The sequence below is a fragment of the Pseudomonas veronii genome (assembly GCF_001439695.1).
In the GTDB taxonomy this organism is placed as follows: Bacteria; Pseudomonadota; Gammaproteobacteria; order Pseudomonadales; family Pseudomonadaceae; genus Aquipseudomonas; species Aquipseudomonas veronii.
Genome location: NZ_JYLL01000011.1, coordinates 17,414 through 41,464, shown reverse-complemented (window position 1 = coordinate 41,464; position 24,051 = coordinate 17,414). Strand labels below are relative to the sequence as shown.

Genomic DNA, 24,051 nt, shown 5'->3' with positions numbered 1-24,051 from the left:
TCAGACCCTGAGGGATCCCTTAGACTTAAGCAATCGCTCCTGATATCACACATAAAGCAGTAACAACTTGATCAGGATGATCTTCTAGAGGAACCCCCCAGCCGGTAACTTCAAGTCCACCATAGCTTTGATCGGTATAGAACCACTCTTCAGCACTATCAAACTCTAAAGATGTAAATGGCAATAGATCCGAAACCAAACTACCCAAGCCAATACCAGCCGGCAAAAACCCCTTATAAACAAACTCCCGTGCAAACTCCCCAGAAAAGCTAAAATCGTAAACCTTAACAGCATAAACCTTTCCCGCTCTAACCATTATTGATAGAGCTGGAGTTCCTTTTAGCAGACCATTAATAATTGCATCATTAAATAGCGAAAAAGAGTAGCCTCCATTTCCAAGCTCATCCAGACCATGCGTTCTCAATAGAAGGTCCGGCGAATTTTCAAACTTGTACAATAGACTGGACGCATCAACCAAATACTTAAGCAGCACACGTTCCAGCACTTCCGCGCTCACATCCAGCGGTATACCTGCAAGAGAGACGGATGGCACGATTGGTGCCACCCAAGATATTGAAAAATCGTTAGATGACGTCATTCTGGCACCCACGTGTTGGTGGAGGAGTTAAATACCACTTTCTGCCCCTGAGGGTTTAAATACTTTGTATTAGCATCATAAATAGGGCTCCCGCTACTAAAAGTCGGTCTGTAAGCCACAGGATCAACAACCTTAACTTTGCTCCCATCAGCATAAGTAAGCTTGTAGTACTCACCTTTGTGAGTTGACAAAACATCATCCCCAATAGTAGATGGACTATACTGAATTTCTTTAATCCCTGTAGTGCTACCTTCGACCGTATAGACCTGGGCATTACCAGATGAACTGGCTCTCACTTTAGGTGTAAGTGTTGCGCCATCCATGGTGAGCGACTGTTTAATATCATCTATTGATTTCCCCCAAACACTGGAAGGATTTCCAGCAATATCTCGAGGAATACCGGCTTGTGCCGCTAAGTCTTCGCGCAAACCATCCCGAGCAAGTGGAGATGTTGCCGGAATATCGTCTACTACCTTCCCAGCCGCACCTGCCTCTTTTGCACCCTTAACTGGCGCTAAATCAATACTAGCAGCTGCACCATCATAAACTGCCCCAAACAATCCCGCACTGTTCAGGACAGCTTGGAGCCCGAACCCGAACCTTTCGGTTGTCGTCGCTACTTCACCGGTGATGGGATTTTTCCCACCTGAAGCCATGTAGGTCTGGCACGCAATCCCCGCGAGCCCCATACCACCGCATCCGGCAGCAAACGTTTCCTTCGAAAACTCGTCCAGATACGCTTTCTGTGCAGCTACCGTTGTTGCAACCTCTGCTTTATGAGTAATCGACTGTGCGTCGCTGGCGGGTTCCAGGGCCCACTCATCTCCCAAATCGGTTTTGACCGTTCTGTCAGATACGACACATACACCGTTACCCGAGAGCGCACAGCTGACCAGTTGCCCTGGCTGAGGTCTGGAGCCCGGATCGGTTCCTATGTCCCCTTCTACGGCTGGCATATCTTTGAGTACGGAGCTGTCTCTTGCCAACAGTTCCTTTATATTTTTCGATAGTTCGTCACAACGGGATGAGGACGTTCCCCCGCAGTTCCTTTTCTTATACTCGGCCTGCTCTTGCGCAAGTGTTATGCCCTCACTGCCCCTGAGCTGGTTATTTTCGACCGCATTTTTTGCTGCGATGCCTCCCGCCACTGCATCTGACGAGTTCCCTGCCACAATGCCTGCAGCGAGGCCTCCAGCAAGTGTCGATAGTGCGGAGACCTTTTGTTTTTCAGCTTCGCTCAGTTGATCGATGGGCTTGTTCGGGTACAGCTCGTAAGCGACCAGTTCACCGATACTCGCCCCCGTGGCTCCAGCAAGCGCAGAGTTTTGCTGGGATTTTGCAAGCACCGCGCCCAATACAGCATGAGCCATTATTCTGGCTTCAAGGTTATCGCCTGTGTTGTCCTTGATGATACCCGCCAGATACGGCGCCGAAGCCCCCACGACCGCCTGGGCAAGGTTGCCTCCAGCCAGCCCTTGAACCGCTGCCGTTACGGCTTGCGCAGCACGCTGAAGGTCACTTCCCGTACCGTAGGCAGCCATGGTGCTTTTATAGGCATCGGTGCCCTGCAACATGTCCACGTAGGCCTTGCGATCTTTGTAAGAGGCGTCTGGATTAGCCCCCGGCATGTTCTTCTGTTCATCTGTCAGGTGTGCTTGCGCGGCCTTCGCAGCTTCAATCGTTCCCTGGGTACGAATAATGTCCATGGACTGGTTAGCGATATCACCAATCAACTGCGCCTGGCGAAGCCGTTGCTGCTCCTTCTCCTTGTCGAAGATAGGGCTCAGTGCGTTATTGGCATGCTCAACGTCATGACTCAGCGTGTTGACGTCTTGTTGCTGCTTATCCTTGTCGCGAATAGTCAGCTGGCCATCAGATATGGCTGCGTAAGTCGTACTGCTTTCATGCCCGTCGTGGTTCGCACCCACCAGCAACATACTGCCCATATTGCCGAGGAACTGAGTACTGGCATCCCCGCCCGTCCCTCCACTCACGCTCTGGTGCTGGCTGCTGAAATCGGCTTTGTTGTCCAGTCCGGTCCAGCCCAGGCTCCCGGTCGTGAGTTTGTTTTTGTCGGCGCTCGCGGTGCTGCCGATTACGCTGGCATCCAGTTGGGTATGTTCGCCAACGCTTATTTGGTAGCCGTCCTTCCCAGCGAACAACCCGGTCTGCTCTTTCACGCTGTCAAAGTTAGACTTGAGCTTGTCTTGGCTGACGCTAAGCGACGCACTCCCGCTCATAGAGCCAAATGTGAAGCTGGCGCCTCCGCTGACGTTGGTTTGCTTGGAGTCGTAACGATCAGTGTCTTGCTGACTGCTCAGCGTCAGGTTGCGCCCTATGTCCGCGACGATCTGCTGGGCATTCGCCTGCGCTCCCACCAAGGTTGCATCCCGACCACTGTCGAGCGTGAGCTTGTTACCGGCATTGACGGTGGTTTCAGTCCATGTGGTGCCATTACCCTTTTCCTTGCCCGCCCCGGCGTTGCCGTTGGCGAAGATACTAAGACCCGCACCGCTGTCACTGACTCCCAGGCTTACGCCGATTGCACCGCCTGCACTCTTGTTAGAGCCGTCGAGGCTTTGCGTATTGGTGCCGGAGCGCAGATTGATGTCCTGTGCGGCAGACAACAGCAAGTCGGTGCCGGCCTGAAGTTTGCTGCCCTGTACCGTGATGTCGCCACCCGTAGCACCCGGCTGTCCATTCCCGGTAGCAACCAGGCTAAGGTTACCGCCTGCCGTCAGATTGCTGCCTTGGCTGACGCTTTGTTCCTGTATTTGCTTGGAGCTGGACTTCTGTCCTCCCAGCGAAATCGAGATACCGACGAACTCGCCTGCCTGCGCACCGGACTCAAGTGCCTGGGCGCCCTGATAAGCCTGATAGCCGGAAAGCCCGGCCTTGACCCCCTGTAATGCCGACAAACGCGTGTCGTTTTCATGAATGGCATCTTGAGCGGTTTGCACTGCCGTGTTGACCGCTTCCCCCACCACACCGGACAACGCCAACGTCAGACCGCTCTTCTTGCTCTCCTGAGAGGTACACGTCGTACTGTCGTTGGCCGCGTCGAGAATATTGACGTTTTGTCCAACCAGCTTGATGTCCTTCCCTGCAACCACGTCCGACGCCTTGACGGTCAGGTCTTTACCGGCGGTGATATTCACATCGCCCATGACGCTGCCGACGGTGCTGCCTTTCTGGCTGGCGCTCTCCGTGCCCTGCTTGTAGGTATTCTGGGAGGAGCCCAAGGTGACGCCGATCCCCCCTGTGCTTAACAAGCCAGACTTTTTAGTCGACTGGCTGTGTTGTGCACTGAACGACTCCGCATCACTCTCTATGCGAACGCTGTTGCGAGCCTGAATGTTCGTTTCTTCAGTCGAGACTACGTTGCTGGCGGAAACCGCAATATCATGACCGGCCTGTACCAACGTCGTATCCCCACTCAGTGTCGAACCGGTCAACGACGTGCTGCTTTGTGAATCACTGCTCATCTTGCTGGTACTGGAAAGTCCAAACCCGCCGGATTTTGATTTGGCGGAAGCACTGGATTCACGGTTCTCTGCGCCAGTCAGATTGACGTCGTGACCCGCCAAAACCGCCAATGCGCCTTTGTCGCTGTTGATGGTTGATCCAGTGAGGTTGATGTCGTTGGCGGCGACAACCGTTGTTTTACCCTGCGCCTGAATTGAAGAGCCAACAGCCACATCATTTTCGCTCTCGCTCATCTTCGAGCTTTTCTTACCCCACGACCCCTTCTTCGTTTTCGAGTAATACGAGTAATCGCTGTCTTCAGCCGCCGCCAGGTTCAGGTCTTTACCGGCATACAAATACGCCTCATCCCCCGCCGTCACCCGGCTCGCCGTCAACGCCAGGTCCTGTCCGGCGCTCAGCGCCACGTCACCACCGGCTTTAACCGTGGTGGAGACCTGGCTCACATGGTCCTCTTTGCTCTTGACCTTCTTCGACGTAAACGAGGCATGGGACTCGTCTGCTGCCGACGACAGTGACAAATCGCCCACCGCCGACATCGTCACATCACGCTTGGCATCGATCTCACTCGCCACCGCGCTGATGTCCCGGCCCGCCTGTACCTTTAAATCACCGCCGGCATCCACGCGGCTGCCGTACTGGGTCACGCTACTGTTCTTGAACAGCCCGCTCACCGTATTGCTGTTGGTCCCTTCGGCAGAGATCAGGTTGACGTCGCGCCCGGCCTTGAGCGTGGTGTCGGCGCCGCTGCTCATCACGCCGCCCACGCTGTTTACGTCGCGGCCGGCTTGCAGGCTCAGGTTGTTCGCAGCTTCGATGCGCGCTGCACTGTCCACGGAGTCGGTGTGCTCGGTGCGGTAGCCGCTGCTGCTGTCGTGGCTGGTGACGCTGCGCTCGTTGAGGATGTCGCCTTGGGTGACGGTCAGGTTCACGTCGCGACCGGCGATGATGCCGCCGGCGGTGTTGACGATGGTGTTACCGGCCAGCAGATTGAGGCGGTTACCGGCCTGGATCAGGCCGCTGTTGGTCAGGTCGTTGCCGGCCTGGGCCGACAGGTTATTGCTAGCCCGCAAGGTGCCGACGTTGTCCAGGTTCTGGCCGGCGATCAGGTTGACGTCGTTACCGGCGATCAACGCGCCGTCCGGGGCCAGGCGGTTATTCGCCTGGGCCAGGTACACCACGGGTACCAGGACGTTTTCGCCGTTTACTTGCTCTTCTTCAAGCCAGACGATGTCGTGGGTCAGCGCCGCGACTTGGGCTGAGGTGAGGCTCACACCCACGCTCAGGCCGAGTTGCTGTTTGCTCCTGATGGCGTTGTCCATCAGGTACTTGAGCATGCCCGAGTCGGTGTTCTGGCCGTCGATGAAGCGTTGGCCGGTGCGGGCCACCACGGCTTGTTCGACCAGACGTTGCTCATAGAGGCCGTCGCCGAGGCGCTTGGCGCTGTCGTCAGGGTTGTAGCCGAGGCCGGAGAGTAGATAGTCCGAGCTCATGAACTGCTTGAGGTCGGTGAGCACCGGGTTGGTTTCGATCAGGTATTTCTGCGGCTGCGACACGGGCTGCGTGCCCGGCAGGCCCTGCACACGGGCAATGCTCTGGCTGGCCACCGGGGACGGTTTGTCGCCGGTGGTTGCGGCCGGGGCCACTGGGGTCACACCGGGAATCGACGGAGCGTTCACGACCACGGTGCTGCCGTGGTCAGTGGCTTGCGCCGGCAGGTCCAGGTTCGGGTGGGATGCAACGACCGCAGACGATGCCGCACCACCGCCGGCGTTCTGTGTGCCGATTGCGACCACTTGGCTGGCATCGGCGGCGCTGCTGCGGCCAGGGGTTTGGATGCTGGCGCCGCCGCCATCGCCAATGGTCCCCACGCCGCTGCTGCTGGCGCCGATGCCGCTGGCCTGGCGGGTAGCCAAGTTCAGTTGAAGGCTGCCGGCGGCGTCCTGAGTCGGGGCATTTATCTGTATCACTCGGCCCTGATGAGTGGGCGTGGTGATCTGATGTTGGTCAAGTTGCAGACTGGCGCCACTCACCGACCAGCCCGGCGCATTGTTACCCTGCGCCGGGGCACTGCTGCCCTGCCCGCTCAGGCGGAACAGGCCGTTTTGCCCGGTGGGCAGGCTGAAGCCCGGCAAGGTCAGGGGGTTGATCTGCCGTTGGGCCAGGTCGGGCGGCAGTTGCCCGTTGACGGTAATGCGCGTGGAGAAGGCGCCCGCACCACTGGCACCCGCGGCACCGGTGCCGGTCTTGGCGCCTGCGCCTACATAGGTAAAGCCTGGGCGTACCACGCTGTTGTCGATATTGGCCTGGGCCTTGACGTTAACCGCGCCACCCGCCTGAATCACTCCCGCGTAAGTCTGGTCGCCGGCACTGATCTGGGTGACTCGGCGCAATACCGTGCGCTCAGCCTCGGTGATACCGATAAACCCGGCCATGGCACCGGCCAGGCCGCTCAGGTCACTGGCGTTGTAGGCAGCGCCGCCGACGGAGTAACGGTTATTGAACGCGGCGGCCGCGTCGTACCACATCTCGGGATGCCGGGTACGCTCGGACACGAACAGGCGCCAGGTGTCGGTTTCGCCGGTTTCAACGCCACTATTAGTCAGGTTGTTGGCGACAACGCCGAGGTTGCCACCCGCGCCAATGGTGCTACTGGCATTGACCACATCGCCGCCGGCAATACTGAGGTTTTGCCCGGCGGTGATGCTCGAGGCGGCGCTGGAGGCCGTCACTTCGAGTTTTTCGCGTTGATCGATTTGCCACAAGTGGTTCTGTTTGCCGCTGCAATCACCCGCGTAGTTCGGGCCTTCGATGCACGGGAATTCAGTGATGGAGGCGGTGTAGATGCCGCCTGCGCTGGTGGTCAGCACCGCACGCACGTTCTGGATCGTGCTGGCGGCAAGGCTCATATTGCCGTCGCTTTGCAGGCTCGATGAACTGTTGAGTATCTGCGTGGCAAGGCCGCCCTGCCCGTCGCGGTCGATGCTCAGGTTGCCCAGGCTGTAGACGTCGGCGTAGCTGTTGGTCAGCGTGTCGACGCGCAGGCTCATGTCGCCACCGCTGAAAATCAGACCATGGTCATTGAGCAGTGCGCCGGAGGTGGCGGTGAGCTTCTGAGCACTGCCAAGGGTTGCCGTGTTGTTTATCGCGCCGGCATTGATGATCAGGTCGTTGGCGGACGTCAGCCGCCCGGCGTTGTTCAGGGTGCCCGTGATGTTGGCGCTGGTCAGGCCGCCGCCGGCCACGCTGGCGGTGTTGCTCAGGTTCAATTGCGCGGCGCTCAGACTGAGGTCGCCCTGACTGGTGATGCGCCCTGCGCCGTTGAGCGTGCCGCCCAGGTGCAAGTCGAGACTGCCATCACTGGCGATCAAGCCATTGGTGGACCAGTTTTCACCGGTACCGGTCAACGCACTGCTTGCCAGTAATTGGCCGTCGGCGGTCTGGTTGAGGGTATTGACGTTGACCGTCAGGCGCCCGGCCTGGATCACGCTGCTGTTGGTCCAGGTGTCCTGGGCGATGGTCAGGCCACCACGCGTCACCAGGCTGCCACCCACGCTGTTGAGGTTGCTCGGCGCGATCGTGAAGTTGCCATTGCCGACGTGCAGCACGCTACCGCCGACGTTCTGCAGGCTGCCGGCCCCCAGTATCAGGTTGCTGTTGGCGGTTTCGAGCACACCGTTGGTGTTATCCAGCAGGCCGCCGATGGCGAACTCGGTGGTGCCTGCATTACCCAGGGCGCGCAAGCGGCCGTTGCCGTTGTCGAGGCTGGCGGCGCTGACCTTGAGGGTGGATTGGCTTTCGACGACGCCCAGGCGGTTATTCAGCGCGCCGCGCAGGCTCAGGTCGATCTGTTGGCCGGCGATCTGGCCGTCGTTATCGCCACTGTTATCAAAGTCGTTGCCGCTGACGCTCACCAGGCCCGTCGCGTAGAGCCCGCCGTTGCGGTTGTCGAAATTGCCGGTGGTGACGAGCGCATCGCCGCCCTGGGCGGAAACGCGCCCGCCGTAGTTATCAAACATCGCCGCCTGCAGGTTGAGGCGCTGCCCCTGCACCGTGCCGCCCTGGCGGTTGTTGTTCAGGTCATAGCCGTTGCGCAGCACACCCACTATTTGGGCCTGCAACGCACCGTTGAGGCTGGCGAATGTGCCGCCACGGTTGTCGAGGTTGTTGGCGTTGAGCGTCAGGTCACCGGTTTGGGCAATCAGTTTGCCGCTCTGGTTATCCACGTCGCCGCTGATGTTCAGGGTCAGGCCGTTCTGGCCCTGCACCACGCCGCGGCTGTTGGCGAGCCCGGCGGCCCGCAATTGCACGTCGGCGCCCTGGCTGTAGATCAAACCGTCGGCATTGTTTTGCACTGCGCCACTGGCGTTGATCGCCACGCTGCCGGTGCCTGCGAGGGTGCCGTGCTGGCTGTTGTCGATCGCACCGGCAAACAGGCTCAGCAGGTTCTGGCTGACAATCTGCCCACCCTGATTGTTGACCTGGGCGGCGCGCTGCAACAGCAACGGGCCTGCGCTGGCCAGTTTGCCGTTGGTGTTGGTGAGGTTGCCCAGCAGGTTCAGGGTCATCGCGCCGTTGCTGGCCAAGGTGCCAGCCGCATTGCCCAGGTCATTGGCATTGACCGCCAGCGCTTGCTGCGCGTTGAGCGCACCGGCGTCGTTGCTCAGGGTCGCCGCCTGCACGTCCAGGGTCGCGCCACTGTCGATCAAACCGCCGCCGCTGTTGTTGAGCAGGCCGCTGACTGTCAGGCCCTGCCCCGCGGCGCTGGACAGAATCCCGCCGCCGCTGTTGTCGAGGCTGGCCGCACTGATATCCAGGCGGCCCTGGCTGACCAGCGCCCCGGCGCCACTGTTGAGCAGCGCCCCCGTGAGGTTCACCGCCATCGCACCGCTGCGGCTGGAAAACGTGCCGTTGTTGCGGTTATCGAGGCTGCCGCCAGCAAAACCGAGGCTCTGCCAGCCCGACACCAGGCCGTTGGCATTGATCAGGTTGGCGGCGCCCAGGGTCAATGCCTGGCTGCTGATCAGCTTGCCGGCGCTGTTGTCCAGCGCACGCGCGGCCAGTACCAGGTTCTGCTGGCTGGAGACTTCACCCCCTTGGTTGTTGAGGTCACGCAGGTGGTTGATAGCCAGCGGGCCTTTGCCGAGGATCAGGCCGCCGTGGTTATCCAGGTCACCATTGTTCAGGTCCAGCGTGACGCGTTGCTCACCTGTCACCCTGCCGTTCGCCGAGGTCAACGCGCTGGTGCTCAGGTCCAGAGTGCCCAGCGCTGACACTTCACCGCCGCTGCCAGTATTCAGGCTGCCAGCCGTGAGGTTCAGGTTGCCCTGGCTGTGGATCAAGCCAAGGCCAGTGTTGTTCAGCAGGCCATCACTGGTCAGTTGCAGGTCACCCCGACTGTTCAGGGTGCCGTTGCTGTTGTCCACCGAGGCGGCGTGGGCGTCGAGGCTGGCAGCGCCGATCAGGCCCTTGATGTTGCTCAGGGTCTGGTTGACGCGCAGGGTCAGCCATTGGTTACTCAGCAGCTTACCGTTGCTGTTGTCGAGGTTCTGCGCGACAAGTGTGAACGCCTGGCCGCTGGAGATTTCACCGTTGTGGTTAGTGACGTCTGTGAGATGGTTCAGTTGCAGCAGGCCTGCCGAATTGATCAAGCCATCGGTATTGCTCAACAGGCCGTTGTTGACATCGAGCGTCAAGGCGCCGTTGCTGAACAGCTTGCCGCCTTGCTGGTCCAGGCCGGTCACGCTGGCGGTCAGCGCGTTGTGACTGCCAATGCTGCCGCCGTTGCTCAGTTGGCCTGCGGTGAGGCTCAGGGTGTCGCCGCTGCTGATGCTGCCGCTCTGGTTTGTCAGGTCACCCGTGACCAGCGCCAACGCGCCTTTGCCGCTGATGTTGCCTTGCCCGTTACCCAGCCCGGCACTGTGCAGGTTCAGGGCGCCGTCGGTCACCAGTTCGCCGCCAAGGTTGTTGACCTGGCCGCTGAGGCCCAGCGTGAGGTCTTGCGCGCTGGAAACGCTGCCCTGGGCATTGATGAGGTTGGCAGCATTGAGGGTCAGTTGGCTTTCGCTGCTCAACAGGCCTTGGGTGTTGTTCACATCACCGGTGAGGTTCAGCACCAGCGGTTGCTGGCTGAAAACCTTGCCGCCGCTGTTGTCCAGCGTTGAGCCGGTGAGGGTCACACGTTGGCCGTTGAGCTGGCCGAGGGTACGGTTCAGCAACTGGTCAACGACAAGGCTCAGGGCGTTGGCGGCGAACAGCTTGCCGCCGTCGCTGTTGTTCAGCTGTTGACCGTTGACGCTGACATCAGCGCTGCCGTTTAACTCGCCCGCGCGGTTGTCGACACTGCCCACATCCAGTTTCAACGCGTTGGTCGCGCCGACCAGGCCGGTGCGGTTATCCAGGCTGGCACCGCGCAGGTGCAAGGTATCGGTGCTGATCACCTGGCCTTTCTGGTTGTTGATCACGCCGGCATTGAGCGTTGTGTCAGCCTTGCCTGCGACCTGCCCCGCGCGGTTGTCCAGGCTGGCGGTGGTCAGCAGCAGCGAGCCGTCACCGACCAGACTGCCGCGCAGGTTGGTGAGCAGGTCACGGGCACTGATGTCCACGCCATCATGGCTGCTGATGATGCCGTCGGTGTTATCCATCTGCGTGCTGCGCGCAGTGAAACCCACGGCGCTGATATGGCCGTTGACGTTACCCAGTTGCTGGTCCGCAGTGAGGGTCAGGGCCTGATTGCTGATGAGTTTGCCGTTGCTGTTGTCCAGGCTGCGCGCAGCCAGCGAAAACGCATTCTGGCTGGAGATTTCGCCGCCCTGGTTACTGAGGTTGCCCAGATTGCTCAGCAGCAGGATTGGCGCATTGATCAAGCCGCTGTTGCTCAAGTCGCCGCCGTTGAGGTTCAGGTTCAGTTGGGTGTTGCTGAACAATTGGCCGTTCTGTTGGGTCAGCCCGGTGAGGTTCGCGCTCAACACATCGGCGCTGGCGATACGCCCGCCGTTGTTGACCTGGGCCGCGGTGAGGTCGAGCTTGCCGGTGCTGGTGAGCTGCCCGCCCGTGGCGTTGTTGAACTGGCCGGTGGTGATGCTGGAGGCACCGTCACTTTTGATCAGGCCTTGCTGGCTGTTGTCGAGGCTGGCACTGGAAAGTGCCAGGCCTTGCGCCGAGTCGAAGGTGCCGCCCAGGTTCAACAGGTCGCCAGCGCTGGTCACGCTCAGCAGGCCGGCGCTGGACACCTTGCCGCCGGTGTTGTCGAGGCGTTGGCCGAGCAGCGTCAGGCCGCCTTCGCTGCTGAGGGTGCCGCCGGCGTTGATCAGGCTGGCGCCCGGCAACATGGCCGGAGCCAGTTGAATGGCCAGCGAGTGCTGGGCCGCCACGCTGCCTTGGGTGTTGTCCAGGCGCGTGCCCACCAGGTGCGCGTCTTGAGCGAACACCAGCCCTTTGGCCTGGTTGATCACCTGGGCAACGGCCAGTTCCAGTGCAGTTGCAGCGAGCAACTTGCCGCCGCTGTTATCCAGGTATTGGCCGCTCAGCGAGACACTTTGCTGACTGGAAATTTCCCCCACGCGGTTGTCGACGCTGTCGATACTGAGTTTCAGCGCTTTTGTAGCCGCAACCAGCCCACCGTTGCGGTTGTCGAGGGTGTTGGCATTCAGCGTCAGGTTGCCCTGGGCCACCAGTTCACCACCCTGTTGAGTCAGCGCTCCCAGAGTTGCGTCGAGATCGCCCTGGCTGGCGATACGTCCCTTGTCGTTGCTGACGGTATCGAACGCCAACTGCACCGGGCCGGTGGCGCTGGTCAAGCCGTTACTGTTATTCAGCGACTGACCCACGAAGCCCAGTGCCTGCTTGCTGTTGATCACGCCCTGGCGGTTGTCCACCTGGCCCGTGTGCAGGTTCAGATTCCCGTTGGTGCGAATCGCCCCGGTGCGGTTGTCCAGGCTGGCGGACTGGATGTCCACCGCGCCCTTGGCCTGCACGCTGCCTCGCGCATGGTTGTCGAGCAGGCCGTCAACGGTTGCACTCAAGCTGCCGTCGCTGACCAGGCTGCCGGACTGGCTGTTGTCGAGGCTGGCGGATTTGACCTGCAAGCGTTGGCCGGCGCCGAGAGTGCCGCCATTGTTACCCAGTGCCCCGCTGACGTTCAGGTCAAGGCTGTTATCGCCCAGCATTTGCCCGCGCTTATTGCTCAGCGTCGCGGCATTGACCACGCTGGCACCGGCGCTCGATACCTCGCCGTTGTCGTTGACAAGGTAGCCGGCCACGGTCAATCCCAGGTCCGTTGAACTGCTCAGCAAGCCGTGAGTGTTATCCAGTGTGCCCGCTTGCGCCTTGAGCCCAGCCGCCGAAATTTCACCGTTGAGGTTGGTCAGCAGCTGCGCGACCGTGAGGGTCAGCGCCTGGTCGCTGATCAGCTTGCCGGCGCTGTTGTCGAGGTTCTGCGCGGCGAAGGTAAAGGCCTGCGCGCTGGAGATTTCGCCGCCGCTGTTATCCACATTGTCGAGATGGTTCAGCAGCAACGCGCCCGGGGCGTGGATCAGGCCACCGGCGTTGTTCAATAGCCCGTGGTTCAGGTCCAGAGTCAGGCTGGCGGTGCTGTACAACTGGCCGCCAGCGTGTTGGTCCAGGCCGGTAACGCTGGCGTTCAGCGCCTGAGTACTGGCGATGCGGCCGGCGCCGCTGTTGTCCACCTGTGCGGCGCTGAGGTCGAGGCGATCGGCGCTGGTCAGCCGCCCGCCCTGGTTGTTCAACGCACCGGTGACGACGCGCACCGCGCCGTCCCCGATAAGGTGACCGGCAACACTGTTATCCAGACTGGCGCTGGTCAGCATCAAACCGGCGGCGCTGAGCAGTTCGCCGCCCTTGTTGCTGACCGCACTCTGGCTGGTGAGCGCCCATGGCCCGGCACTGCTGATGCGCCCGCCATCGTTGATCAGGTTGCCCATTTGCGCGCTGAAGCGGCTGTCGCTGCGTACCACGCCCTGCCCGTTATTGAACTGATTGCGCAGCAGCAATGACAGGTCGTCTTTGGCATACACGCTGCCCTGGCCACTGTTGTCCAGGCTGCCCGCGTTGATGCTGACGGTGTGCTGCCCGCTGAGGATGCCCTTGAGCTGGTTATCGAGGCGATCAAGCGTCAGTTGCAGCGCGCCGCCGGCCAGCAGGTGACCGCCCTGGCTGTTGTCGACGCCGGTACCGGTCACGCTCAGGTCGTTAACGCTGGAGACTTCGCCGCCGCGGTTGTCCAACTGGCCGACGGCAAGGCGGCTGTTGGCCTTGCCGATGATGCGGCCCAGGCTCCGGTTGTCCAGGCTGGCGGCGCTCAGTTGCAGGTCGCCGGTAGCGGCGAACAGGCCAGTCTGGTTGAGCAGTTGCCCGGCGATCTGTGCCGTCAGTTGGCCGTTGCTGGTCAGGCTGCCATTGGTGTTATCCAAGCTCGCCGCGCTCAAGTCGAACGCCTGGCCGGTCGCCAGGGTGCCCTGGCGATTATCGATGGCTCCAGCGCCGACAAGGCTCAGGTTTGCGTCACCCTGCACCTGGCCCTGACGGTTATCCAAGGCGCCCACAGTGACCGAAGCCGTGTGCGCGAGGATCTGCCCGTTGCGGTTATCCAGCCCACCGTCGACCTGCACGGCCAAGCCGCCCGTGGCACTGAGGGTGCCGCCGACGTTGCCGAGGCTGGCGCCATGCACCTCCAGCGCCTGTGCGGACACCAGCCCCTTGGCGTTTTCCAGGGCCTGGGCAATGTGCACTGTCAACGCCTGTGCGCTAAGGAGTTTGCCGTTGCTGTTGTCGAGGTTGTCGGCCAGCAGGCTGAAACTGGTGGTACTGGAGATCTCGCCGTTGCGATTATCGACGCCGTTCAAATGACTGAGCAGCAACTGCCCCGGCGCGTTGATCACGCCGCCCAGGTTGGTGAGTTGGCCACGATTGAGGTCAAGGCTCACATCGGACTGGCTGGCTACCCGGCCGGCGGTATTGTCCAGGCTGCCGACGGCGACCTGTAAACCGTTGGCAGAAATCACCCCGGCACCGTTGTTCAGCACTTGAGCGATCTGCACTGTCAGGGCCTGATCGCTGAGCAGCTTGCCCGCGCCGTTATCCAGGCTATTGGCGGCGAGCGAAAAGCCGTGTGCACTGGAAATTTCGCCCTGATGGTTGTTAACGGTGTTGAGACCCTTGAGGGTCAACTGGCCGCTTGCGTTGAGCAGCCCGTTGCGGTTGTCCAGCAGGCCGCTGTTGAGGTTCAGGCTCATGTCGGCGGTGCTGTAGAAACGGCCGCCGTCATGCTGGTCAAGGCTACCCAGGTTTGCGTGCAGCCCCTGGGTACTGGAGATTTGGCCGCCGGCACTGTTGTTGACCAGGCCGCTTGCAAGGTCAAGCGTGCCTTGGCTGGTAAGCGCGCCCTTTTGGCTGTTGTCCAGTGCGCCTGCGGTGAGTTGCACCGCCTGCCCCGCCGCTATCCGCCCGCCCTGATTATTCAGCGCGCCGCTGGCGTTGAGGCTCAACGCCTGCCCGGCCGACACCAGGCCGGCAACGTTATCCAGAGACGCAACCTGCAAGCTGACCTGGCCAACACTCGACAGCTCGCCTGCGTTGTTGAGCAGTTGGCCCACCGTGCCGTTGAGATTGCCGGTGCCGCTCAACAGCCCACCAGTGTTGTTGAGCAACTGGCTGGCCGTCAGCCCCAGGCTGCCGGCGCTGATTATCCGACCCTGATTCGTGTTATCGACTTGATCGGCACTGACCTGCGCCTGACGCCCGGCGCTGAGGGTGCCGTGCTGATTGACCAGCGCAGCCGCATTCACCGTCAGGTCACGGCTGGCGATGATGGTGTTACCGGTGTTGTCGAGGGTTTGCGCGGTCAGGCGCACATCGCCGTTGGCATTGCGGCTGTTGTCGGCATTGACGCCCGCTTCAATAATGCCGCTGTTGCTCAGGCGAGCGCCGCTGTCCAGCGTGATGCTGTCACGGGCTGCCAGGTTGTTGGTGTTGCTCAGGTCGCCCTGGGCCTTGATCGCCAGATCCGTACCGGCATATACCGCGCCTTGGGTTTCCAGGCTTTGGGCGGTCACATTCAATGCATTGCCGGCAGAGGTTTGCCCCAGGTTCAGGTGCCCGTTGGCGTCGATCCGGATATCACCACCGGCCACCATGTTGCCGGCAAGTTTTACCCCCACGCCCGCCTCAGTGCCCACCAGCCTGATCGTGCCGGCGTACATCCCGCCCAGCGCCGACGAATCGATAGCCAGTGCCGGTGCAGCACTGCCGTCCGCAGCCCGTGCGGCGGCATTCAAGGTGCTGGCGTCCACGTCATTGCGACCGGCAACAACGGTCAGCTTTTGCGCCTGAATCTGCGCATTGATGTGCGCGGCGCGGGTGATGATTTCGAACTGGCCCACGTTGCTCGCGTTCAATCCGTCGCCGTCAACCGACACACTGCCCTGGTCCACCTGGTAGCGGCTGACCTTGCCGTTTTCAATCACGGCCTGGCCGGTGGTCAGCGTCACCTGCGGCGTGTTGATAAAGCCGCAGCCATTGCAGCTCACACCGTAAGGGTTGGCGACAATCACATGGGCCGCCTGCCCCGCCACTTCGGTGTAGCCGCGCAACTGGCTGGGGCTGCCGCCGTTGACTTCGTTGAGGATGGTGCTGGCGGCCTGCCCGGTGAAATTGGGGTTGCCGACAATGATCCCGCCCAGTTGCGTACTTTGGGTGCGATCCGTGGCGTTGTTGAGGATCAGGCCCTGCGCGCCGACGTTGTAGTCATGGAACTGGTTATGGGACAAGCCCGCCGCATTCGGCGCCGCGATGTTGACGATGGGCACGCCGTTGCCCGCTTGCGCCAGTGTGGTGCCGGGGGCATTGACGACGATGCCATCCGCCTGTGCCAGCAACGGTTGCCAGAACATGGCGTTAACCAGGATGAGCGCCAACCCGCGCTTGGGCAGCCCCAGAAACGACGTGCGGTTTTTCAGGGCCGCAGAAGGTTGGCGCGCAAGAAAGGCGAATTGGCGGACGTCCATGTCAAGTCTCGATGCACAAAGGCGAAAAAGTTAGAGGAAGAAATCCAGACGGAAATAGATCGGCGCCTCACGCTCGGTGATCGCGTCGGGTCGTTCCAGGGAGTGCGCAAAGGTCACGGTGGCGGCCACGTTGGGGCCGCGGGCAAACAACTCCAGCGCGTCACTGGTCATGCGCCCGTGCTGGTCAGGGTTGTACCGCCCGTGGCTGATCACGCCCTGGTCATAGCCAATGCTGCTGCCGTACTCGGCAAACACGGTGTGCATCCAGTTCCAGGTCACCGGGCGTGTCCAGCGCAGGTCGTTGCGCCAGTAACCACCGCTGTCACCGGTGAGGGACTGGTCCTGGTAGCCGCGAATCGACGACAGACCGCCAAGGCTGGTGCGTTGTGGGCTGAACAGCACGTCTTCACTGTGTTGCCCGGTCATCAGGCTGCTGAAACTGAATGACTCATCGCCCAGCTTGAACGGCTGCAAATAGCTGAGGGTGGCGGTGTATTTGCGGTAGCGCGCGTCGGGCTGGCCGGCTTTGACGTCACGATTGCTTTGGGCATCGAAGGCGCCGATACCGTCTTGCATGCCCAGGTCGACGTTGAGAAAACCCCCGCCGATGCGCCGGCCATGGTTGATGCCGAACTGGGCTTCGCTGATGCGGTTGCTGCTCAGCGCCAGCTTGCTGTCTTCGATGTAGTTGTGGGTGCTGAGGTACGACACGCCACTGCTCAGCGAGGTTTTGCTCACGGCATCGCGATAGATCACACGCTCAAGACGTAGTTGGTGGTTCTGGCTGTCGCCGCTTTGCTTGAAGCTGAAACCGTTGGCTTGGGCCAGGGAGCGGTATTCACTTTCGTTGTAGCTGTAGGTGAGGTTCCACCAACCGAACGGCAGGTTGTAATTGAGCATCGCGTTACGCGAATTCTTACTGGTATCACTGACCACATCGTGCCCGGCGCGCAGGGAGAGTTGATCGGACAGCCCCAGCGGGTTGTCCCAGTCCAAGCTCGTACCCGCCTGTTGGCGACCGGTGCTGCGCTGGCCGTCGTTGCCGTAGGACAAACCGGCACGCCAGGGCTTTTGCGGAGTGTTCTTGACCAATACTTCGCTGCCGCCAACTTCCTTGCCCGGCGCCAGTTCCATCTGCGCCTGGTTCGATGGCAGGCGGTTGAGCTGATCAACCATCTGCTCGATTTCCCGCAGGTTGAGCAACTCCCCCGACCTGCCCGGAAACACCTGGGCCAACTGGCGCTCGGAAAAGCCACTGCCATCGGCGCCCTTCAAGCCTTCGAGCCGGCCTTCCACCACTTGGACCTTCAAGATGCCGCTGGACAGATCCTGTTGCGGCAAATAGGCACGGCTGGTGACCAGGCCTTTTTCGATGTAGCGCTCGGTGATGACTTTAAGCAGAGCATTGAGCTGCGCTACGCCCAGGCATTGGCCAATATAGGGTGCCAGCAGGCGTTCGCGTTCGCCGGCGGAAAGCGCGTCTGCCCCCGTGAGTTCGATGGTCTTGATTAGGAAACAACGACTGTCAACCGGGGCTGCAGGCGCCACCGGTGATGGGGTTTTGCCGGGTAATTCCTTGAGTTGGTCGAGGCGCTGGCGTTGTTCTTCGAGGAGGCGGTCCTGACGGTCGCGAATCAGGTCGGTGTCGCCGGGATTGGATGCAGCTTCAGCCATGAATGAGGCAGCAACCCCCGCCAACGCCAGCACCCCAAAGGCACTCATCCTGAGTTTTGAGCCGTACATAAACACCCCAATGAAGGGTGGCTAAGAGCCATCATTTCCGGGAATGCTATTCTGACAATGTATTGGCGTCAATTTGTCAAACATGAAACTTTTACAACATGCTACAAGCCAATTTTTTGGCTAAGCAATTAAATATCATTACAAAGTAATATAAGTATTTGATAAAAATGAATTTATAGAAATTCACACAAGCGTGATTTTTCTTAAGAGAAGGGCCTTTTTTCATGATTTTCATTATTGCGTGAGAAAGTGATCACGCATGATGTCGATGCAGGCCACCCTATCGCCCCCTGCAGGGCAGCCTCATATTTTGAATTGCCCCAGCAAGCCTTGCAGGCGGCTGCCGATCGCATACAACTCATCGACGGTCTGGACGCCCTGCTGCGTCTGGTTGGCAACCGCGTCGATGGCGCGTGCGATCTGATGCACTCCGCGGTTGATCTCTTCAGCCACCGCGGTTTGCTCTTCCGCGGCACTTGCGATTTGCGCGTTCATTGCATTGATCGTGGCGATCAGCTCGACCGTGTTGCCCAGAAACTCACCCGCCTGGTCGGCCTCGGCGTTAGCGCCCTGGGCGGCTTCGGTGGATTGGTGCATGGCCGTGACCACCCCGCCGGTAGCGCTCTCCAGACGCTCGACCATCGCTTGGATTTCCTGGGTACTGCGCTGAGTGCGACTGGCTAACGCCCTCACTTCATCGGCAACCACGGCAAACCCGCGCCCGGCCGCACCGGCACGCGCGGCTTCGATGGCTGCATTGAGGGCTAAAAGGTTGGTCTGTTCGGCAATCGAGCGAATGACGTCCAGCACGGTGACGATAGACGTCACGTCGTTTTGCAGATTCTGCATCGACAGGCCACTCTCATCCAGCTCGACCGTCAGTGCCTGAATGCGCGCAATACTGCCGTTGACGATCTGCCTGGCGTGACGGGACTGCCTGTCGGTCTCGACCGCTGCGTTTGCCGCATTGTGCGCGCTGGCCGAGACTTCCTGCGCCGCCGATGACATCTGGTTTATCGCCGCGGCCACTTGGTCGGTTTCCAGGCGCTGCCGCTCCATGGCCCGGTCAATCTGCCGGCTCTGCTCGGCCACATGGCTGACAGACCCGGTCAACTGTTCGCTCATCGCGACGATCTGGCTGACCAGGCTGTGAATCTTTTCGATAAAGGCATTGAACGAACCGGCCAGTTGCCCCAGTTCGTCGCGACTCACAAGCGGCAGCCGCCGCGTCAGATCCCCCTCGCCCGCGGCGATTTCATCGAGGTGAGCGCGGATCAAGGTCAAGGGCCGTAAGCTGCGCTTGACCAGCAGAAGCGCGAGTGCCCCGATGATGCCGATCAGCGCGCCAGCGATAAGCGCAATGTTGAGCATCAAGTGGTGTATGCGCAGCTCGACATCGGCCCGCACGTTGGCGACCTGGGTTTCAATGCTGTCCAGATTGACCGCGGTGACGACAACCATGTCCCACTTGGGCAAATAGAAACTGTAAGCGAGCTTGGGCACCACCTTATCGGTGTTGACGACCCCACCCGAATAGGTAACGAAGTGCGTTTGGTTTTTGGCCGCTTCGACCATCTCGCGGTTCAGGTACTTCCCGTTGATGTCTTTGCGATCACTCATGTTGGTGCCGACGCCTTCGCTGCTGTCACCGCGAAACAGGCGCACGACCTGACTGTCATAGCCGATGAAATACCCGTCATCGCCATACTTCACGTTGGACAGTCGGCTGATTGCCAAGGCTCGGCCGGAAAGGTCCCCGGCAGCCGCCCGCTCATACAGTTCGGTGATGGACGTCTGAGCGATGCTCGCGTAATCCTTGAGTCGGGTGCGGCTTTCCTCGAGCAGCCGCTCGCGGGTCTGTGCGACTTCCTGCTCGGCCTGGGCCTGCAACGTGCTGCGCGCGCTCAACCCTAAAACCAGCGCAAACAACAGCACCGGCAATAAGGTCAGCAACAGTATTTTGGTTTTGAACGACATTATTTGATTCCTTCACCCCGATCCTATGAAGCCGCCGATGCAAAAGCGGCCCGCGAATGTCGCGTGGCCGCGAGCAGTGGATCACCAGAGCGCGATGTCGTAGGTGAAGTAGATCCGATTACTGTCACGACCACGGGAGAAATCCGAGCGGTAGACGTAATTGCGCAGCTTCACTCCCAGGCCTTTGAAGGTGCCTTGCTGCACCACGTAGGCCAGTTCGGCATCGCGTTCCCATTCCTTGACCGTGGTGTTGGACTTACCGTCGTTACCGCTCAGGTAACGCGTGGAAAAGGTCAGGCCGGGGACACCCAGGGCGGCGAAGTTGAAGCCGTAGTTGAGCATCCAGGTCTTCTCGTCCTCTTCGATGAACTTACCGATACCGGCGTTGCTGAACGAATAGACGGTCGCGCCACTGATGTATGGCAACCCGGCATCCCCGCTGAGGGTCTGATACCCGCCACCGAAGGTATGCCCGGAAATGGCGTAGGACAGTTGCCCACTGAGCATGTTGTTATCGATCTTGCCGCCGTAGGCAGAGCCGCTATCGACACTGTTGAAGTAGCGCAAATCACTGCTCAGCACGCCGCCGCCCAAGGGTAGATCGTGCTGGATGCCGGCAAAATGCTGCCGGTAGAAGTTCTCCAGTTCGCCGTAGAAGTAACTCAAGCGAATGTTTTTCCCCAGCTTGTATTCTCCGCCGGCATAACTGAAGTCCCCGGATTCAGCGCCGCTATAGCCGTCGGGCACAATCGGCATGCTGTCGGTGGAGTCACGCAGCTTGAATCGATCGAGGTGGCCCCCGGTGAGGCTGAGGTTCTCGATGTCGAGGCTGTTGATCTGTGCGCCTTGGTAGGTTTGCGGCATCAGACGCGCATCGTTGTAGATCAGTACCGGTGTCTTGGGCAGCAAGGTCCCATATTTGAGCGTGGTCTTGGCCAGTCGGGCCTTGGCGGTCATGCCCAGGCTGGCGAACTCGTCGGCCGCACGCCCGTCAGCGTGAACCGGCAACAAGCCTGTACCGCTGCGGCCACGTCCAGAGTCGAGCTTGACCCCGAGCAGGCCCAGGGCATCCACCCCAAACCCAACGGTGCCTGGGGTGAATCCCGACTGGTAATCCAGCAGGAATCCCTGGGCCCATTCGGTGCGTTCGCTCTTAGCGGTCCTGGCCGATCGGGCACTCAAGCCATGCTCGTCGCGAAAGTTTTCATTGAAATAGACATTGCGCAATTGCAGCTTGAGCTTGCTGTCATCGATAAATCCTTCGGCGCTGGCACTGGCCAGCGGCAACAAACCAAGCAGTGAAAACAGCACCCGTTGGGTATGTACAGTGTTCATAGCAAACTACTCATTGTTGTTATTTGGCGTGCAGGAAATCGCGCGCCTCGCGGGTGAGGCGCGTCGGTGAAAAACAGGAGGTTGGGTTGAATCAGGTGAAGAGACTGATCGCCCCGGTCAACAAAGCCAGCACCGTGATGACCAATGAGGTGAGCACGGCCCACTTGACGGTGGCTTTCTGGAAATCGCCGATGTCGCGATCAACCATCCCGACCAACAACAGGGTCGAGGCGACCAACGGGCTCATCAGATGCACCGGTTGCCCCAGAATCGATGCGCGGGCGATCTCCAGCGGATCAATGCCGTAGGCCGCGGCGGCGTTGGCCAGGATAGGCACCACGCCGAAGTAGTAGGCATCGTTGGACAGGACGAACGTCAGCGGCATGCTGGTAACGGCCACGACCAGCGGGAACAGGTGCCCCCAGGACGGCGGAATCCAGTCAACCAGTGTCTGCGCGAGAGAATCGACCATCTTCGTGCCAGAGAAAATCCCGGCAAAGATGCCCGCGGCAAACACCAACAATACGACCGTCATGGCGTTGCCCGAATGGGCAAGGATGCGTTCCTTCTGAATGTCCAGTTGCGGATAGTTGATCATCAGCGCCAGGACGAACCCGATCAGGAACAGGATCGCGGAATGCATGATCCCCATCACCAGCGCGACCATCACCGCGATGACCAGCAGCAGGTTGACGTAGGCCAGTTTCGGGCGCTTGTGCGGCGTGTCCTCGAGTATTGCGTTGATGTAGCAGTTACCGCCGCCGCTCTCCAGTTGAATGTTACCGATGCGCTTGCGCTCGGCGCGGCCCAGCAGGAACGCGGTGAACACCACCCACATCGCGCCGCCGATCATGGTCGGCAGCAAGGGTACGAAGTAGGCCCCGGCATCCAGGCCCAGTGCCGCAATCGCGCGGGTCGCGGGCCCTCCCCAGGGGGTCATGCCGCTCATGATGCTCAGCGAAAGCATGGAAATGGTCGCCAGAATCATCGGGTTCATGCCGATGCGCTTATACAGCGGAAGCATGGCCGCGCAGGTGATCATGTAGGTGGTGGTGCCGTCACCGTCCAATGCCACCACCAGCGAAAGCAACGCGGTGCCGACAGCGATTTTCATCGGGTCGCCGTTGACGCGCTTGAGGATCTTGCGAATCAGCGGGTCAAACAGGCCGGCGTCGATCATCAAGCCGAAAAACAGGATCGCAAACAGCAGGAGCGCGGCCGACGGTGCGACCATTTTCAAGCCGTCGAGCATCATCTTGCCGGTAGTGCCGCCGAAGCCGCCAATCACGGCAAACACTATCGGAACCAGGGTCAGGGCGACAATCGGCGACAGCCGTTTAGTCATTATCAGGAAGGTGAAAACCACCACCATGGCCAAGCCAAGCAATGCGAGCATAAGTCAGTTCTCTTGTTCTTATAAGTAACGGGGCCGATGCACAGGCGCACGAGTCCGCGCCCGCCAGTTGTGCCTGGCGGGGAGTGTTTATTTGAGGTGTTTAAGGTGTCTGGGCGCAGCCGCGACCGGTCAGACGCGGTCCGTGACCGTCACACCATCCCAGTCCGGGTTCTGGGCCTGGGCCGAGATGGCAATGGGGGAAGGTTTGCCGTCCAGCGTCCGCATCAGTACTTCGCGATCGCAGGCATTTTCCGAGAGGGACATCACCACGGTCGCCACCGCATTGCTGGCCAGGCTGGTCAAGGCCCGGGCTTCCGACATGAAGCGGTCGATACCGATCAGCAGGGCAAGGCCGGCCAAGGGAATGTCGTGAATGACCGTCAACGTTGACGCCAGTGCGACAAAACCGGAGCCGGTGACACCGGCGGCGCCTTTCGAGGACAGCAGCATGATTGCCAGCATGGTCACGGTCTGGGTCAGGCTCAGGTCGATGTTGCAGGCCTGGGCAATGAACACCGCCGCCAGCGAGAGGTAGATCGCCGTACCGTCGAGGTTGAACGAGTAACCCGTGGGCAGCACCAGCCCGACCACGCCTTTGTTGCAACCCAGGGCCTGGAGTTTTTCCAACATCCGCGGCATTACCGGCTCGGTGGACGACGTGCCGAGGACCACCAGGAATTCTTCGCGCAAGTAGCGCAGCAACTTCCACAGACTGAAGCCATGCGCGCGGCAAATACTCCCCAGCACCACAAACACGAAGAATGCGCAGGCGATGTACAGCGTCATGATCAGCTTGGCCAACGAGCCCAACGAGGTAATGCCGTACTGCCCGACCGTGAACGCCAAGGCCCCAAAGGCACCGATCGGCGCAAAGCGCATCAGGTAGGAGAAGATCTTGAAGACCATGTGCGAAGCGGACTCCAGTACATCCAGTAGCGGCTTGCCGCGCTCGCCAATGGCCGAAAGCGCAAACCCGCACAGCACCGCAATGAATAGAACCGGCAGCACCTCACCTTTATTGAAAGCACCGATGAACGTGTCGGGGATGATGTGCATGAAAAACTCGACCACGCCCAGCTTCGCCGCAGAATCGGTGTAGTGCGACAGCCCCTTGGTGCTCAATTGGGTAGGGTCGATGTTCATGCCCACACCGGGCTTGAACAGATAGACCGCCACCAGGCCGATGATCAGACTGATCACGGTCAGGCCCAGGAACAGCAACAGGGTCTTGCTCAACAAACGCCCGAGGGAGCGCTTGTCGCTCATGCCGGCGATACCGGTGACGATGGTGCAGAACACCACGGGAGCGATCATCATCTTGATCAGCTTGATGAAGGCATCACCCAGCGGCTTCAAGGCTATGGCCTGTTGTGACCAGAAATGCCCGACCAGCACGCCCAACAGCACGGCGAAGAGAATCTGGACGTAGAGCGATTTTACAAACTTCATGGCATCACCCATTTTTAGAATTGTGCTGATGCAGAAACGACAATGAC

7 protein-coding genes are annotated in these 24,051 nt (G+C 60.3%); all 7 read right to left on the bottom strand.

What is annotated here, in order from left to right:
• Positions 1-25 precede the first annotated feature (25 nt).
• A complete protein-coding gene (locus tag TU80_RS31630) occupies positions 26-598 on the bottom strand; it encodes a hypothetical protein (protein ID WP_232566452.1) in 573 nt (190 codons plus the stop codon).
• Positions 595-16,104 (bottom strand): hemagglutinin repeat-containing protein, encoded by a 15,510-nt coding sequence (locus TU80_RS32690; RefSeq protein WP_057004866.1) that lies wholly within the window; start codon positions 16,102-16,104, stop codon positions 595-597. Before TU80_RS32690 ends, TU80_RS31630 begins: the two co-directional genes overlap by 4 nt.
• Positions 16,105-16,134: 30 nt before the next feature.
• Positions 16,135-17,826: a ShlB/FhaC/HecB family hemolysin secretion/activation protein gene (locus TU80_RS15530; protein ID WP_090234648.1), complete on the bottom strand. Its 1,692-nt coding sequence runs from the start codon at positions 17,824-17,826 to the stop codon at positions 16,135-16,137.
• Positions 17,827-18,150: 324 nt separating this feature from the next.
• A complete protein-coding gene (locus TU80_RS15525) occupies positions 18,151-19,824 on the bottom strand; it encodes a methyl-accepting chemotaxis protein (protein WP_057004864.1) in 1,674 nt (557 codons plus the stop codon).
• Between the two features lie 81 nt (positions 19,825-19,905).
• The gene (locus tag TU80_RS15520; RefSeq protein ID WP_057004863.1) at positions 19,906-21,159 is read right to left on the bottom strand and encodes an OprD family porin; all 1,254 of its coding nucleotides are present in this window, start codon (positions 21,157-21,159) and stop codon (positions 19,906-19,908) included.
• Positions 21,160-21,250: 91 nt separating this feature from the next.
• Positions 21,251-22,555 carry a CitMHS family transporter gene (locus TU80_RS15515; protein WP_046384113.1) on the bottom strand — a complete coding sequence of 435 codons (1,305 nt, stop codon included), beginning with the start codon at positions 22,553-22,555 and terminating at the stop codon, positions 21,251-21,253.
• Positions 22,556-22,684: 129 nt separating this feature from the next.
• Positions 22,685-24,016 (bottom strand): C4-dicarboxylate transporter DctA, encoded by a 1,332-nt coding sequence (gene dctA / locus TU80_RS15510; RefSeq protein ID WP_046384114.1) that lies wholly within the window; start codon positions 24,014-24,016, stop codon positions 22,685-22,687.
• Positions 24,017-24,051: the final 35 nt, after the last annotated feature.